Annotated in this window: 13 protein-coding genes; 2 read left to right on the top strand and 11 right to left on the bottom strand. The window is 33.9% G+C overall.

The window, feature by feature from the left end:
* Positions 1-53: 53 nt before the first annotated feature.
* Positions 54-1094 carry an endonuclease/exonuclease/phosphatase family protein gene (locus ACPF9A_RS07925; protein WP_424003286.1) on the top strand — a complete coding sequence of 347 codons (1041 nt, stop codon included), beginning with the start codon at positions 54-56 and terminating at the stop codon, positions 1092-1094.
* 57 nt (positions 1095-1151) lie between these two features.
* Here ACPF9A_RS07925 and ACPF9A_RS07930 read toward each other — a convergent pair whose 3' ends face one another.
* The 8 genes from ACPF9A_RS07930 to uvrC all read right to left on the bottom strand — a co-directional run bounded on the left by ACPF9A_RS07930 (position 1152) and on the right by uvrC (position 13637).
* A complete protein-coding gene (locus ACPF9A_RS07930) occupies positions 1152-1592 on the bottom strand; it encodes a hypothetical protein (RefSeq protein WP_424003288.1) in 441 nt (146 codons plus the stop codon).
* Positions 1593-1683: 91 nt separating this feature from the next.
* Complete coding sequence (locus tag ACPF9A_RS07935; protein ID WP_424003290.1) at positions 1684-4365, bottom strand: TonB-dependent receptor; 2682 nt, start codon at positions 4363-4365, stop codon at positions 1684-1686.
* 171 nt (positions 4366-4536) lie between these two features.
* On the bottom strand, positions 4537-6174 hold the full coding sequence (gene pgi / locus ACPF9A_RS07940; protein WP_424003292.1) for a glucose-6-phosphate isomerase: 1638 nt from the start codon (positions 6172-6174) through the stop codon (positions 4537-4539).
* Positions 6161-7456 carry a peptidoglycan DD-metalloendopeptidase family protein gene (locus ACPF9A_RS07945; RefSeq protein ID WP_424003294.1) on the bottom strand — a complete coding sequence of 432 codons (1296 nt, stop codon included), beginning with the start codon at positions 7454-7456 and terminating at the stop codon, positions 6161-6163. The genes pgi and ACPF9A_RS07945 overlap by 14 nt, the downstream gene beginning before the upstream one ends.
* Positions 7456-8427: a tryptophan 2,3-dioxygenase family protein gene (locus tag ACPF9A_RS07950; RefSeq protein ID WP_424003296.1), complete on the bottom strand. Its 972-nt coding sequence runs from the start codon at positions 8425-8427 to the stop codon at positions 7456-7458. The genes ACPF9A_RS07945 and ACPF9A_RS07950 overlap by 1 nt, the downstream gene beginning before the upstream one ends.
* An 8-nt stretch (positions 8428-8435) precedes the next feature.
* Positions 8436-9215, bottom strand: coding sequence for a DUF3108 domain-containing protein (locus ACPF9A_RS07955; RefSeq protein ID WP_424003298.1), 780 nt, complete (start codon positions 9213-9215; stop codon positions 8436-8438).
* A gap of 359 nt (positions 9216-9574) precedes the next feature.
* Positions 9575-11866, bottom strand: a complete 2292-nt coding sequence (locus ACPF9A_RS07960) for a patatin-like phospholipase family protein (RefSeq protein ID WP_424003300.1) — start codon at positions 11864-11866, stop codon at positions 9575-9577.
* On the bottom strand, positions 11844-13637 hold the full coding sequence (uvrC, locus tag ACPF9A_RS07965) for an excinuclease ABC subunit UvrC (RefSeq protein ID WP_424003302.1): 1794 nt from the start codon (positions 13635-13637) through the stop codon (positions 11844-11846). The genes ACPF9A_RS07960 and uvrC overlap by 23 nt, the downstream gene beginning before the upstream one ends.
* Positions 13638-14127: 490 nt before the next feature.
* Between uvrC and ACPF9A_RS07970 the strand changes: the two genes are divergently transcribed.
* Positions 14128-14697: a 5-formyltetrahydrofolate cyclo-ligase gene (locus tag ACPF9A_RS07970; protein WP_424003304.1), complete on the top strand. Its 570-nt coding sequence runs from the start codon at positions 14128-14130 to the stop codon at positions 14695-14697.
* Here ACPF9A_RS07970 and ACPF9A_RS07975 read toward each other — a convergent pair.
* The 3 genes from ACPF9A_RS07975 to ACPF9A_RS07985 all read right to left on the bottom strand — a co-directional run bounded on the left by ACPF9A_RS07975 (position 14676) and on the right by ACPF9A_RS07985 (position 16424).
* Positions 14676-15347, bottom strand: a complete 672-nt coding sequence (locus ACPF9A_RS07975; protein ID WP_424003306.1) for a lipoprotein signal peptidase — start codon at positions 15345-15347, stop codon at positions 14676-14678. The two genes, ACPF9A_RS07970 and ACPF9A_RS07975, sit on opposite strands and share 22 nt — an antisense overlap.
* A gap of 33 nt (positions 15348-15380) precedes the next feature.
* Positions 15381-15938, bottom strand: a complete 558-nt coding sequence (locus ACPF9A_RS07980; protein ID WP_424003308.1) for a hypothetical protein — start codon at positions 15936-15938, stop codon at positions 15381-15383.
* A 102-nt stretch (positions 15939-16040) separates the two neighbouring features.
* Positions 16041-16424, bottom strand: a complete 384-nt coding sequence (locus ACPF9A_RS07985; protein WP_424003310.1) for a TraR/DksA family transcriptional regulator — start codon at positions 16422-16424, stop codon at positions 16041-16043.

Raw genomic sequence — 16424 nt, forward strand, 5'->3', positions numbered from 1 at the left:
TAACGTGAAATTTCCGTATACTCGCTTATAATTAAGACCAAATACCATCGACAATGCGATTACTACTTCTTATCTGTTTCTTTTTCTCATTAGTTACATGTGCTCAAAATTCTGATACTTACCAAATTAGAACTGTTTCGTTCTATAATCTGGAGAATTTATTTGATACCAAAAATGACACTTTAATTTTTGATGATGATAGAACCCCTGAAGGAAAAGATAAGTGGACAGAAGAACGCTATCTGAGCAAATTAGATAACATGTCGAAGGTCATTTCTGAAATTGGCTCAGCCGATAATAAAACCGCACCTGATATTGTAGGAGTTTGTGAAGTAGAAAACCTAGGTGTACTTGAAGATTTGGTACACCATAAAAATTTAGCGAAATTCAATTACGGAATTGTACATTTCGAATCTCCTGATGAACGTGGTATAGACGTTGCGCTACTCTACAAGAAAAGTGCCTTCGTACCTGTTAATTTCAATAGTCATAGATTACTACTTTTTAACCTTGATGGAAAACGAGATTATACCAGAGATCAACTCATAGTAGAAGGCTTATTAGATAATGAAAAGATTTACTTTATAGTAAACCACTGGCCTTCTAGAAGTGGTGGCGAAGCAAGAAGCCGACCATTTAGATTAGAAGCTGCCAAGCTGAATAAACGCATTGTAGATTCTGTTCAGAGACAAGACACCAGTGCCAAAATTATAAGTATGGGCGATTTTAACGATGACCCTATAGACCCGAGTTTTAAAAAGATATTACAGGTTGAAAAAAATTCTAAGAATCTAGATTCCTTAAGCCTTTACGGACCTATGGAAAAACTTTATAAAAAAGGAAGAGGTTCTTTAGCCTATCGTGATAAATGGAATTTGTTTGACCAACTATATATGACATCTTCGCTCATAGATAACAAGAGAGAAGGTTACAGTTATTGGAAAGTAGGCATATTCACTCCAGAATATTTAATGGATCCAAAGGGAAAATATAAAGGTTATCCATTACGAACTTACGCAGGCGGAAGTTATATTGGCGGTTATAGCGACCACTTTCCTGTATACCTGCACATCATTAAAAAAGTTCAGCAATAAAAAAAGAACGTAATACTAATGCATTAGGTTCTTTATAATTTTTTAAATACTACAATCTTAGTTAAACCATTGTCCCCAAGGAATTCTACTTAGAATAAGTAGTAATCCAATACTGTAGAAAATAGCAATGCTTTTGAATTTTTTAGCCCCGTCAACAAATTTCTTATGTCTTGACCAACCTATGGTTATCGATGCAATTGCCAATATGTTAATGAAAGGATGCTCTACTGCCAGCAAACGCGCAGCTGAAGTTAATCCTCCCATGCCGAACTCTTGTATTGCGCTCAAGCCACTTGGAGAAACAAAATATAATATTAGACCTACCAATAATTGAATATGGCATAAAATAAGCGCAAATAGGCTTAATCTAAGATCTTTACCCATATTGAAAATTCGTTTCCCTAAAAGCCCTGAAATAGCATTAATAACCGCTAAGATCAATACAGCCAATGCTATATAAGCCAAGTATGAATGTAGCATGTGAATAGTTTCGTACATAGTTCTAATTTTAATTTTTAAATGTACTGAATTTTGAGCAAAAAAAACCTGACCGTGTGGTCAGGTTTTATATTTATTATCAATATTACTACTAGAATTCGTAACGTAAAGTAACGTTCCAAGTTCTACCCCAACCAAAGTAACCTTGGTTAGATACAGCAACACCATTATAAGTTTCATCACCAGCTTCTGCAAAATTAGCAGTAGTAAGGCTAGATAAATACTCAGTATCAAAAACGTTGTTAATGTTACCTCTAATTTTTAATTCCTTTAATTTATCGGCACCTAAAGGCACTTTAAAAGTAATACCTGCATCTAATAAATTAAAAGAAGGTAATTTAAGGTTTTCTTTTACTGCACCTACATCAGAATATAAGTTATCATAATATCTCCAGTCTGAATCAAATGAAAAGTTTTGGTTGATTTTATAAACAAGACCTAAACCACCTGATAATTGTGCAGCACCACCAACTTTACCACCATCGAAATCTTCGTTTTCAAAGCTAATAACATTTCTATTTTCATCTGTTATTTGTTGTACCGCCTCACCCTTATATTGCCAATCGCCTACAGATAGAAATCCGTTAAAAGAAAGGTCAGTTACTGGTCTTAATTTAAAATCTAATTCAACACCGGAGTGTAATTGCTCTGTACCAAAGTTAGTGGTAAATTGAACCACATCATCAACTATGTTCGAGCTAGAAACTACTCTGTCTTTCCAAGAGGTTCTATATAAGTTTAAGTTTGCTGAGAAAATTGAACTTTTAAAACCATAACCTGCCTCTAAACCAAATATTTTTTCGTTTTCAGTTAAAGGGTTCACTTGATTTGTAAAATTCAAGTAAATATTATCATGGTAAGGTTGACGGTTGTAGTAACCAGTATTAACATAAAAAGCGTGAGCTTCAGTAGCTTTGTAGCTAAAACCAGCTTTTGCATTATACCCTAAGTTATCTACTTTCTCAGAATCGGTACCAGGAGTTATACCTGCAGGTAAAGCTACACCAGTTGATTGGCTAGAAGTACCGTCGATCAATGACTGATCTGCATATTGGTAATAGTCAAATCTTTGGTGATATTGGTTAGAAACTGAACCTTGGAAAAAGGCAGACAAATTATCAGTTGCATATTCTAACTGAGTAAACAAACCACCATAAGAAATACGCTCCTCATTATTGTAACCAATTTTTTGATCTAATGAGTAAGAATCAAATGCAGCTTCCCAACCAGAAGGTCTGAATGTTTCGGTTGCAGTAGCAAACTTATATGTACCAAAACTACCGTAAGTTTGATGATCATTATTTTGATCTCTTAAACGAATATTGTCGGTAAACGAGTTTAAACCGTGTAGATTAGAAGCAACTCTAAAGTGCTTACCATAGTATGTTCTTAAATCAAAACCAACGTTCCAAGAAAGTTCGTCTGTAATTTTAGTTTCATAGTTGGTAATTAAACCGTACCAGCTATGTAAGTTCATAGATGATCTTGTAATGTAAGCTGGTTCAGAACCAAAATTAACACCAGCACCATCAGTTACCGCAGCATTTTGAGCATAAATTGCATCGTAATCTATACGACCATCTGCAGTTCTAATACGGTTACCTAAATTACCTGTACCACCACCATTACCCCAAGAGGCATATAATACTGTAGAAAGATTGGATTTATCACTTATAGTCCAATCCCAGTTTAAGTTGGCAACTGGTTTATGATAAAAATTTCTTCTTTCAGTCAAGTACTGACCGTTATACGTACCCCAGTTATTATTATATCTTAAACCATTTTCTAAATAACTAGAAATAGATTTAGTAAAGTTTTGATCGTGAAATTGTGGAGCACCGGTAATTAAAAAGTTAAATCCGTGCTTGTCGTTTGGTCTATAACCTGCAGAAATGAAATATGTTTGACCTTCACCGAAGTTACCTTCGTTATAGCCATCTCCTTGCCAGTGTGAAAGCATTACGCTTAAACCCCAACCTTTTTCAGAAATACCAGTGTTATAACCCGCAGTTGTTTTAATGTAGTTATTGTTAGCAACTGTTGCGTAAGCAAAACCACCTGCATCCATTTCTGTAGCTTTGGTTACAAAGTTAACCGTACCACCAACAGATGAAATTGCCAATTTAGAAGAACCTAAACCACGTTGAATTTGAACTCCACTAGAAATATCATTTAAGCCAGACCAGTTAGACCAGTACATTTTACCGTCTTCCATTCCGTTAATCGGCTGACCGTTTAAAAGGAATGCTGTGTTGTCTTGCTCAAAACCTCGAACTCTAATGTCAGAATCTCCGTAACCTCCTGCTTGACCAGATACATAAACAGACGGTGTGTTCACCATTGTCATCGTAATATCTTGAGTACCTATTTTCTCTTGAATGATTTCAACAGGAATAGATGATACTGCAATCGGTGTTTGTCTATCGCTAGCAAGGTCAATAATACCTCTACCTACCACTACAACACCTTCTAATTCTTCAGCATTTGGCTCTAAAACAATAGAACCAATATTTCCTGAAGCAGTAAAAGTAATTTGCTTTGAATTAAAACCAATGTAAGAAACCACTAAAGTTCCAGATGCAGAACTTGTGTTAATTGTAAAATTTCCATCAAAATCAGATGAAGTACCATTTGAAGTACCTTTTACCATTACTGTAGCACCTGGTAAAGGAGAATTTGTATCTCCATCTAGTACAGTACCAGTAATTGGTCCTTGTGAAAAAGCAGTTACGGTCATTAAAAATGCCGCTAATGCAAAATACATTTTTTTCATTTTTCTCGAGTATTTGTTAGTTTTTTAACTTGCTGCAAAAGTCAATTATTTTTATACCTCCAACGTTAAGAGAACGTTAAATCAGCAAGATAAAAATACCTAAAAACCAAACACAATTTAAGTGAAAATGAAATAGTTATCCATTTAATAGGAACTTTACAGTATTAATAATTATTTCTTAAAATATTGCAAAAGTCTCATCGTAGAGCTATCGTGATCAGATATTTCTGAATTGTTAATATCATCAAGTATGGTACCCGCAAGTTGTTTACCTAACTCTACACCCCATTGATCATAGCTAAATATGTTCCAAATCACCCCTTGTACAAATATTTTATGCTCATACAACGCGATTAGTGACCCCAAACTTTTCGGTGTAAGCTTATTTATTAAAATGGTATTAGTCGGCTTGTTGCCAGCAAATACCTTAAAAGGTGCAAGCTTATTAATTTCTGCTTCAGATAAATTTTTAGTCTTTAATTCGGCAACTACTTCTTCCCTAGTTTTACCATTCATTAAGGCCTCAGTCTGTGCGAAATAATTTGCCATCAATTTATTATGATGGTCTTTATCGCCATGTAAGGAATGTTTAAAACCAATAAAGTCTGTCGGTATTAACTTTGTACCCTGATGTATTAACTGAAAAAAGGCATGCTGAGAATTTGTACCTGGTTCTCCCCAAATAATGGTTCCTGTTTCATAGCCAACTTTGTTGCCAGCTCTATCTACACTTTTTCCATTACTTTCCATTATGCCCTGCTGTAGGTAGGCTGAAAATCTACTTAAATATTGTGCATACGGAATTATAGCTTCTGTCTCTGCACCATAAAAGTTATTATACCAAACGCTTACCAATGCCATTATAACCGGAATGTTCTCTGAAAATTCAGTTTCCTTGAAATGTATATCGGCTTCATTGGCACCTTGTAACAAGGCATCAAAATTATCATAACCGACCGCTAAAGCAATTGTCAAACCTACCGCACTCCACAATGAGAATCTACCACCTACCCAGTCCCACATCGGGAATACATTTGCGGCATCAATTCCGAATTCAGCAATTTTTTCGCTATTGGTCGATACTGCAGCAAAGTGCTTTGCAATATCTTTTTGCGTACCATGCTTTAAAAACCATTTTTTAATTGTGGTCGCATTACTTAATGTTTCTTGAGTTGTAAAGGTTTTAGAAACAACTACAAATAAAGTGGTCTCTGGATCTAATGTTTTTAAAACTTCATGAACATGATCACCATCTACATTACTAACAAAATGAATGGATAAATGATTCTTATAAAACTTTAAAGCTTCGGTCACCATTGCCGGACCTAAATCTGAACCACCAATACCTATATTAACTACATCGGTAAATGCTTTACCGCTATACCCTTTTAAATCTCCATTAATTACTGAATCGGTATATTCTTTAATATGCTCTTTTACTGCATAAACCTCTGGCATTACATTTACGCCATCGACCAAAACTACATCATCTTTTTTGGCGCGAAGTGCAGTATGCAACACAGCTCTACCTTCAGTTTCATTTATTACACCACCACCGAAATAATCTTTAATGGCTCCTTTCAAATTTACTTCATCTGCCAATTGCAGTAAAAGTTGCATTGTTTCGGTAGATATTCTATTCTTTGAATAATCAAAAAGAAAATTATTCCATTCTAAAGTAAACTTCTCTGCCCTATTTGAATCGGAAGAAAACATAGACCTAAGGTGTGCATCTTTAGTTTCTTTGTAATGTGCCGTTAACTTATTCCAAATATCTGTGTGTAGCGGGTTTATTTTATCTATTACCATTTTCTTGATTAAGTGTTAATAAATCTTCGTCTTCCTCTAATAAGACCTCAGGATATATAATGCAATCTAACTGTTCTTTATATGTTGAGATATATGCGAAATATGCTTCTTTAAGTGAATCTGCCAATGGTTCTGCCTGCGGAAGTTCTTCTTGTAATGGATCAACTTGCTTACCATTTTTCCAAAAGCGATAGCAAACATGTGGACCTCCTGTATTACCCGTCATTCCGATCCATCCTATCACGTCTCCCTGCCTTACAAATTGACCTTTTTTTACATTCTGCGCCTTCATATGTAAATATTGGGTGGAATATGTACCATTATGCCTGATCTTAACGTATTTGCCATTACCACCTCTTCTTGTAGATTCTTCGACCGTACCGTCGGCAGTAGCCATAATTGGCGTACCAATAGGCGCTGCATAATCTGTGCCTTTATGTGGGCGTAATTTATAACCGTAGTATTTTATTCTTCTATTCAGGTTGTACCTAGAAGATAACCTACCATACTCTACCGGCATTCTTAAAAATGTTCTTCTTAGATTATTGGCATCTTCATCAAAATAATCTAGCAAACTTCTTAACGAATCATTTTCGTAAGCGAAGGCATAAATAGGTTTTCCGTTATGTTTAAAATAGGCTGCTTCTATGGGTTCTGCCCCCGCATAAACGGTATCGTTTATATATTTTTCATTGTAGATAATCTTGAACTTATCGTTCTTTTGTAATCTAGAAAAATCGATAGTCCATGCATATACGTTTGCTAGATTATGTGTAACATTATAATCTACACCCTGCTCTAATATTGCTTCTGACAGACTAGATTTTATAACACCCGAAACTTCGCGTTGTACATACTTAACTTTGTTTTTACTCTTATATACATTAACGGTATCGCGTAAATCGACAACAGTATAATTTATTGGGTCATTCTCATAGATAAATACTTGAGCCTGAGCCGTGGTATCTTTAGACTGTAATATAACATAAGGCTTGCCCACCCTAATTTTTCGAACATCAAAACTATCCCTGAAATTCTCTGAAATGGCAGCTACCTTCGGGTATTCAACCTTATTCTGCATCATTAACTCACCGAAGCTATCGCCATAACGTATGGTATCTAGCTTAACGATAAATTCATCTAAATTGAAACCAAATCTCTCGTTTACCTCTGGCAGCTCAACTATTTTTACTTCTTGCGCTATGTCCTTTTTCTGATTATCGGCGTCTTTGCATGATGCAATAACTGTTAATGCCAATAATATCCCCCAATACTTCTGCATTATTCTACTCTTGATTTATCTGGATTCAACATATGGTCTACCCATTGCTTGCCCCAATTACTTAATTCTTGTTCTGTATATAATTCTGGAAAAAACACGATTTTCTGAAAGCTTGGTGGCAGGTATTCTTTCCAATTTGTACCTCCTGTCGCCTCAATATCGCCAGTATCTCTTCTTAAATACCTATGGGCAGAACCCATATGCATTAATTGCCAATTAATGTTGGCATTTATATCTAAAGTTTTCAATGATTCGACCAAAGTTTTATCTTCTCTCTGCTCTCTGGGTAAACTTAAGTATTTATGATATATTGTTGTGTTCTCAACCTGTTTTGCTATTCTTATCAGCCTTGGTGTATACCGATACTCAAACTGCTTTAAAGTCAAGGTTTTTTCACCTGTAGACACATCTGTAGCACCTCTTTTCCAATAGATATGTTCGTATAATTCTTCTATAGTAGATTCTGATGAAAATTGAGCCCTTTCTGAAACATGTACCAAATTTTCTAATGGTGTAGCATATAATTCGATCATTCTAAATTGTGCCGACTGAAAACCGCTAGCAGGTAACAATGCCATTCGATATTGTAAAAATTGTTCACGCTCCATACCCTTTATCATCACACTAAATGAAGATATTAGAACGGTATAATAGCTATTTATTCTTCTAACTTTTTCAATAAAAAAGGCTAGGTTGTCACTTTTATCATCTACCAGTTGTTTTTGCTCGTGCAAAATAAGTTTGAAATACAACTCGGTAATTTGATGATACATGATGAAAATCTCTTCATCAGGAAAATGTGTTCTTGGAACTTGGAGACTTAATAAAGTGTCTAGATGAATATAGTCCCAATAGGTAAGATAACGTTGGTGCAATAAGCCATCTAAATAAGAGCTTAGATCTTGCCCTGAATCTTTATATTTTTCTTCTAGTTTAGAGATTTGGGATTTGATCTTCTCTTTATCTTCCATTTTAGGGTCTACTCCATTATAATTTTAAACTGATGCTTAAGACCATTATACCCATCAATATCTGCTTTTATAGCACCCACCGCTAAATCTGCTTTAATTCTTATAGGAATTCGATTGTCATCATTCGACACCCATAACGATAAACTTTCTTGCTCTTTAAATACACGCCCCGATTGTACTAAGGGTCTAAATTTTAAGCATTCTACTTTACCATATTTTGTATTCACTACTTCTATACCTAAATACTTAAGTTTAAAGTCAAAAATACCATCATCGTCATAAAGCATTTTCAGGGTAATCGCTTTCCCTACTTCAAGGTCTTCTATTTTATAGTTGTTCCTCAAAAAATAAAAAGCGGATATTAAATCCTGTATATTGTTCTCTAATGTAAAATTAAGCTTTTTCTTGTTTTTCTTATCATTAAGTTCTGCTTTAGACGTTTTATGATCAAAGTTTATTTCAACATCTTTAGTATAACCGCCTTCATCAATTTTACGCACGAACCTGTAGGGCTTACCATCTTGCTTATCAAAATAACTCTCATAGGTATCGTCTACCTTGAAAAACCAACTAGCAACTCCGGTTGTTTCGCCATGACCTACTACATGGTATACAGCCTTGTTATCTATAGTTGCAGAATTAACTTGTAATGTGGCATAACTCGCATTTAAAAAACCATAATGCATTCTAAACTTTAACCACTCTCCAGTCTTAAAGGCAGACTGAGAACTTTGACCTTGGACACCAAAAAATGTTAGGATAAGTATAAGTAAGAATATTTTTCTCATAGTGCATAGTTTAATGTAAAAATAGCAATAGATAGTTCTCTATTACTTTCATTACAATATCTTAAACAAAATTTATTCCAAAGTATTGTTGTATAAAAAAAGCCCAGTTTAAAAACTGGGCTTTTCCTAAATAACCAACCAAACTTTAAATTATGAAAAACCACTACTTAAAGTTGTAAGGGAACCACCCCTTAGCTGATGTAAATTTAAGGCACATTATTCTACCTAAAGTACTGTTTAACTTACTTTAATGATAACCTTAACAGTTATTCACACTTCTCATTAATAATTGGGAATCTATTAAGAATTATCGATTCACATAAAGCATTATTTATTTATGTAATGATAACTTTTAGGTATTAAAACCAGTAACCTACACTTACAAAAAATTGTGACTTCTCTATTTCGGGTGTCCAAGAATACATTAGGTTAATCGGACCCAAAAATGACTCTAAACCATACCCTATACCATAACCTGAATATGTAGGTGCCTTAAACCAATCTCCTGTTCTAAAAAGATCATCGTCAACATTTGCAAAATTTGCCGTGAATAACGCATGGTTCTTTTTGGCAAATTCAAAATCTAACCTCGCGTAAGCTTTTACAAAACTGTTGCCTGGCAAACTAATAAAATCGTACCCAACAAATGGAACAAAATTATTTATTAAATCTGTACCATAACCGCCAAGAAGAAAGTCAAAAGAGGTAACATTAGACGTTCCTAATTTAAAACCACCTTCTGTTTCTATATTTATAGACAGCTTATTCATTAAAGGCATTGCCATACCCAAACGAGCTTTAGAGACAGAAAAATCTTTAAAATTGTTGTTGAAATCAGATGATAGCACATAATAATGCATATCGCCATTAAAATATAGACCCCTTGAAGGAAAATACTTGTCATCGTATGTATCTAATTTAAGCGCACCATAAGCACTAATAAAATTACTTCTCTCAAAATATGTTCTACCATTACTAGCTGTAGTACCAGGGGTTGTACTATTAGGCGTATCTGCAAATGTTCTGGTGCTATATTGTAAATGCTTAAACTCTGCACCAAGTGTAAATGCAAACTCTTCTTTTACTACGGTTTGTATATATAACTGATTTGTAAAGTCAGAAACATTTAAATTAATTCTATTAAGTGACGTGCCTGTGCTTACCTCAAAATTATCTTGAATTAAATCAAAATTTATTTCTTGTTCAAAATCATTGAATCTAGAATTGATCCCAAAACTCCAATAGCTACCTTTATCTATGTAATATTCAAAATTATATCTGATATTATCACCTAAAATAAAATCGAAAGAGGCGACATCATCTTTTGACAATATTCTTCTTTTTGTAAGATTTATAAGTGCCGCGCTTTTATATAAATCATCAAAATGGGCTCCCAATCTTAGAAAAGAAGTATTTTTAATTTCATCGAGCGGTAATATTAAATCTTCACCTCCATTTATATTATCTAACAACTTATACTTGATGGTTCTAAAATTACCTGTAGCAGATAAATTGCTGATCCCCTGTTGTAGCTTTTTAAAATTAGTAGGCTCATCTAAATTAAAACGCAGCTTACCTTTTACATAACCTCTTGTGTGTACAGTATTACCATCAATCAACAATCTATTTACTATTAAATGTTTTTCACCCTCAACCACTGAAATTGTATTTTTGCCTTTCTTATAATCGGTCGATAGTTGCCTTAATTCTTCTATCTTCAAATTTGCGGCATCTTCACCGGTTTTAACAATCTCGCCTAGCCTATTAAAATCTATTACCGAATACTGCTCAATTTTCGGCTTAATGTAGATGTCGGTCTTTTTAGATTTTATCTGCATGTCTGCCACCGTACGATAATTGTTTATTTGCAACAAAATTTCTGTCGCCGATAATAAGGCTTCCCTATCAGATAAATCATGTTGTACATCTACACCAATTATAATATCGGCACCCATTGCCCTAACCTCATCTATCGGGTAATTATTAACTACACCACCATCTATTAATACTTTGTCATTAATAATCGTAGGTTCAAAAAGAGAAGGCAAGGTTCCGCTGGCTAAAATTGCCTCGGGTAAATATCCAGAATTTAAAATAACCTGCTTGCCTGTTTCTATATCGGTAGCTATACAAACAAACGGGGTGGGTAGTTTATTAAAATCATCAATATCTTTTACATGGTAAAGCAATCGAACAAACTCATTATATATATTCTGTCCGCCAGAAAATGCAGGCGGCACTGTTACCTTAAAATTCTTAAATGGTAATGTTAACGCATATCGTTCAGAATCTTCTTTTTCATAAAAAGTTTTAGCACTTCTTGGTAAATTATCTTGAATCAAAGACCCAATATTAGTTGCCTTGAATATGGAGTCTAGCTCATTAGCGGTATAACCTGCAGCATATAATGCCCCAACAATGGCACCCATACTAGAACCACCTATATAATCTATTTCAACACCTGCTTCTTCTATTATTTTTAACGCACCAATATGCGCCATACCCTTTGCCCCGCCACCACTTAGCACTAAGCCTATTTTCGGTTTCTTATTTTCTTCGATATTTTGAGCAATCAAAGAACTGGCGCTTAATAAAAGTACCACTAGGACCATTGGTATTCTACCGATATTATTCTTTACGAAAAGATTCATATATCTTTTTTGCTTTTGACGCACCCACCTCTTCACTTAGACTATCTACAGAAGCTTCTTTTATACGCTTTACCGATTTAAATTTCTTTAGCAATTGCTGCGCTGTCTTTTCACCGACACCATCTATACCTTCCAATTCAGAATTAATAGCCCCCTTGCTCCTTTTATTTCTATGAAATGTTATACCGAATCTATGGGCCTCATTTCGTAAATATTGAATTATTTTAAGGCTTTCAGATTTTTTATCTAAATACAAAGGTATTGGGTCTTCTGGAAAATATATTTCCTCTAACCGTTTTGCTATACCTATTATAGCAATTTTGCCTCTTAAACCTAATAAATCTAAACTTTTTAACGCAGATGATAATTGCCCCTTACCACCATCAATAACAATTAGCTGTGGTAATGGCTGCATCTCTTCTTGTAATCTTTTATATCTACGATACACCACCTCTTCCATTGATGCAAAGTCATCTGGACCAGTAACCGTTTTTATATTATAATGTCGGTATTCTTTTTTTGATGGCTTACCATCTTTAAAAACCACACAAGCAGCTACAGGGTTGCTGCCTTGTATATTACTGTTATCAAAACACTCAATATGTCTAGGTTCGGCAGATAATCTGATATCTTTTTTCATCTGTGCCATAATTCTATTTGTATGGCGATCCGGATCAATAATCTTTATTTGATTGAACCTTTCTTGCCTAAAGAATTTTGCATTACGCTCAGACAAATCTAATATTCGTTTTTTATCTCCTAACTTTGGTATGGTTACTTTTATACCCGGTGATACCGCAATATTAAAGGGTACATATAATTCTTTTGAGTCTGATTTAAATCGCTCTCTTACTTCTACTATGGCCAACTCAAGCAAATCTTCATCTTGCTCTTCTAGCTTCTTTTTAATCTCCATAGTATGAGACCTAATTATTGAGCCATGTGCCAATTGTAGAAAGTTCACATAAGCAAAAGCATTATCAGAAATTATGCTGAACACATCTACATTACTAATTTTAGGATTAACGATTGTTGTCTTAACCTGGTAGTTCTCTAAAACGTCTATTTTATCTTTAATCTTTTGGGCTTCTTCGAACCTCATTTCATCTGCCAGAGCTTTCATCTGCCCTTTAAAATACGTTATCGACGATTTAAAATTACCTTTTACAATTTGTCTGATATCATCTATTTGGCGATCATATTCTGTAAGCGACTGAAACCCCTCGCACGGACCTTTACAATTGCCCAAATGATATTCTAAACACACTTTGTACTTACCTGCATTTATTTTTTCTGCGGATAGATCATAGTTGCACGTTCGTAACGGATAAACACTTTTAATTAAATCTAAAAGCACTCGTACCGTTTTCATACTAGTATACGGACCAAAATATTCTGATCCATCTTTAATTACTCTTCTTGTCGGAAAAAACCTTGGAAACCGTTCGTTTTTCAAACACAACCAAGGATAAGATTTGTCATCTTTTAATAATACATTATATCGAGGTCTTAATTCTTTGATCAGATTATTCTCCAACAACAGTGCATCTGACTCTGTTGGCACCACAATATGCTTTATAGACCTAATTTTTTTAACCAGAACACGGGTTTTACCGTACTCATGATTCTTATTAAAGTACGATGATACCCTTTTTTTTAAATTTTTTGCTTTACCAACATATAGTATACTTTCGTTACTATCATAAAATTGATACACCCCCGGTCCGGTAGGTAATGCACTGAGCTGTATATTTAATGGTATTTCTGTCATAATTCAACACTACTAATTTAGTCTATAAATGCCATTTCGTCTTACACCACGAACGTTAATGTTATTGGCCATCATTTTGGACCAATTATGAATATGACATTTTAATAGGCAATATTTTTTCATCTAAATAATATTATCATATTCACATTATTGGATTAATAATTTAAAAAAATATACATATATTTAAATCTTTGATTTTCAGGCAATTAATTGTTTGTATGTTTCGTTATATGAATGAAACTGTTAATTTTATAATAAAAAAGTGCATTTCACCGAGAAAAAAGTGCATTTCAAAGATGTTATATTAATTATTTTACCTATTTTTAACTCAACAACAACAATTATTGGCTCATTTACAAAAAAGAATATTATGGATAGTTATATCATCACTTTAGGAACCTACCTTATTTTAATGTTATTTTTCAAGGTATTTTTTGCTGTTGCAGGTAAAGAATAACTTGAAATATCATTGTGCTAAAATCACTTCACTATGTTGAAGAAAGATTTACGCATAAAATATTCTAGACTACGTAGTTCCCTAACACCCTCTCAATTATCTTCTCAAAGTATTGCAATTGCAAATTCAGTTTTGCAGTTGCCAATATGGAGTAATTCATATTTCCACATTTTTTTACCTATAGAACAAAAAGCCGAGATTGATACTGAAGGTATCATATCAATTCTTCTTGGTCTTGACAAGAATGTAATCGTTCCGAAAATTAAGTCTCCGACCGAATTAGAACATTTTTTACTTACCGACAACACAAAATTTATTACAAATAGCCTAAATATTCCCGAACCTGTCGATGGTATTACCATTGAACCCAATAAAATAGATGTGGTATTTATCCCGTTATTAGCTTTTGATAAGGCTGGAAATAGAATAGGTTACGGAAAAGGGTATTACGACCGCTTTTTAATTCAATGTAGGGAGGATGTTATTAAAATCGGACTATCATTTTTTGAAGCTGAAAATTCTATAGATGATATGGACACTACAGATATACCTTTAGATTTCTGCGTTACACCTACTAAAACCTATTCTTTTAAAACGTCTTGATTTTGAATGCTTTCAGTTTCTTGAACTGGCACCTCTTCTTCTTTATTAAATGCTCTTTTATTAAATACTAAAAGTATACCTACGCCAGTGCTTATAGCGGTATCGGCAATATTAAAGACAGGTTCAAAGAATCTAAAATTTTGACCTCCTACCATAGGCATCCAAGTGGGCCACGTAGAATCTACCATCGGGAAGTATAACATATCTACTACTTTACCATAAAACAACTTACCATAAGGTTCATCAGAAAATAGGGTCGCGACCTCATTATAGCTTTCATTAAATATAGCACCATAAAAAACAGAGTCTAAAATATTACCTAAAGCCCCAGCAAATATCAATGAAACCGCCCAAATTAATGTGTTAGATGCTTTTTTCTTAATGACATCAAAAAGCCAATAACCAATACCGAATATGGCAAATAATCGAAAGATAGTCAGTACTAATTTTCCGATGTTATCTGAGATCGGCAATACATCACTAAGCTTTGCACCCCAGGCAGCACCTTCATTTTCAATAAATAGAATTTTGAACCAGTTAAATACCTCAACAGATTCACCCAATACAAAATTGGTCTTTATATAAATTTTACTCCATTGATCAATAATTAATATCAATAAAATAAATAGTACAGATTTTTTAATGTTCATGGGCTTTCATCAATGAGCGCAAAAATATAAATATTATTCGGTTTTACTAAGATCTATATTACCGGTAACCGTTTGTAATTTAAAAATTGAATTACCGTAGGGTATTGTATTGGAAGATACCGTACCATATTTACTTTCAGCGGAAATTTGAGCTCCGCCAGAAATTACTTCAATATAACCACTTTGCGATTTTACTTTAGCGTTTGCTTCTACTTTGTTTAACACACAAGCACCATCTGATAAAGAGATATTCAATTCTTTAAAAACACCTTCAACTACCACTCTAGAATTGGTGCCGAAAATTTCTAGTTGCCTATATTGTGGAATATTTAATTTCAATAAAATCGAAACTACTTTATGCGCACTTAGTTTATCATTCGGGTTTTCGAAACTCGGAGAAAAGCCTGTTTCGACAATAAGGGTAGTACCATTAGTTGAGACTTTTAAATCTAAATCTTGACTATACTCACCTTCCATCTCTGCTTCAATAGTAATTTCATTACCCTTATTAGTCTGCACCTCTACTATAAAACAATTGGAAGCATCTACCTGAATAAGACCAATATGTGCTGCCAAAATCTTATTATACATCTTCTTTTGAGCACTAAGCCCTAAAGAAAGTAACAATAAAAAATAGAGAAAAAATCTTTTCAAAGTAGTACCTATTAAAAAACGCCCCTAAAGGCGTTTTAATTATGATTGCATATTCTTAGCTTCAATACTAAGCGTGGCGTGCGGCACAAGTTTTAACCGCTCTTTATTGATTAGTTTTCCTGTTACACGACAAATGCCATATGTTTTATTCTCGATGCGTAACATCGCATTCTTTAGGTCACGAATAAATTTCTCTTGCCTAATAGCTAATTGCGTATTAGCTTCTTTACTCATTGTTTCAGAACCTTCTTCAAAAGCCTTAAAGGTAGGCGAAGTATCATCGGTACCATTATTACCATCATTCATATAAGCACTTTTTAAAAGCTCTAAATGATTTTTTGCCTTCTCTATTTTATCTTCTATCAATATTTTGAATTCTGCCAAATCTTTGTCAGGATATCTTACTTTTAAATCTTCTGCCAT

The organism is Maribacter sp. IgM3_T14_3 (assembly GCF_049603095.1).
Taxonomy (GTDB): domain Bacteria; phylum Bacteroidota; class Bacteroidia; order Flavobacteriales; family Flavobacteriaceae; genus Maribacter.

Bases quoted from the DNA above. Each gene is read 5' to 3' on its own strand.
- pgi (WP_424003292.1), bottom strand. From the start codon at position 6,174: ATGGTAATAGATAAAATAAACCCGCTACACACAGATATTTGGAATAAG.
- ACPF9A_RS07925 (WP_424003286.1), top strand. From the start codon at position 54: ATGCGATTACTACTTCTTATCTGTTTCTTTTTCTCATTAGTTACATGT.
- ACPF9A_RS07945 (WP_424003294.1), bottom strand. From the start codon at position 7,456: ATGCAGAAGTATTGGGGGATATTATTGGCATTAACAGTTATTGCATCA.
- ACPF9A_RS07980 (WP_424003308.1), bottom strand. From the start codon at position 15,938: ATGTATAATAAGATTTTGGCAGCACATATTGGTCTTATTCAGGTAGAT.
- ACPF9A_RS07960 (WP_424003300.1), bottom strand. From the start codon at position 11,866: ATGAATCTTTTCGTAAAGAATAATATCGGTAGAATACCAATGGTCCTA.
- ACPF9A_RS07975 (WP_424003306.1), bottom strand. From the start codon at position 15,347: ATGAACATTAAAAAATCTGTACTATTTATTTTATTGATATTAATTATT.
- ACPF9A_RS07985 (WP_424003310.1), bottom strand. From the start codon at position 16,424: ATGGCAGAAGATTTAAAAGTAAGATATCCTGACAAAGATTTGGCAGAA.
- ACPF9A_RS07970 (WP_424003304.1), top strand. From the start codon at position 14,128: ATGTTGAAGAAAGATTTACGCATAAAATATTCTAGACTACGTAGTTCC.
- ACPF9A_RS07950 (WP_424003296.1), bottom strand. From the start codon at position 8,427: ATGGAAGATAAAGAGAAGATCAAATCCCAAATCTCTAAACTAGAAGAA.
- uvrC (WP_424003302.1), bottom strand. From the start codon at position 13,637: ATGACAGAAATACCATTAAATATACAGCTCAGTGCATTACCTACCGGA.
- ACPF9A_RS07955 (WP_424003298.1), bottom strand. From the start codon at position 9,215: ATGAGAAAAATATTCTTACTTATACTTATCCTAACATTTTTTGGTGTC.
- ACPF9A_RS07930 (WP_424003288.1), bottom strand. From the start codon at position 1,592: ATGTACGAAACTATTCACATGCTACATTCATACTTGGCTTATATAGCA.
- ACPF9A_RS07935 (WP_424003290.1), bottom strand. From the start codon at position 4,365: ATGAAAAAAATGTATTTTGCATTAGCGGCATTTTTAATGACCGTAACT.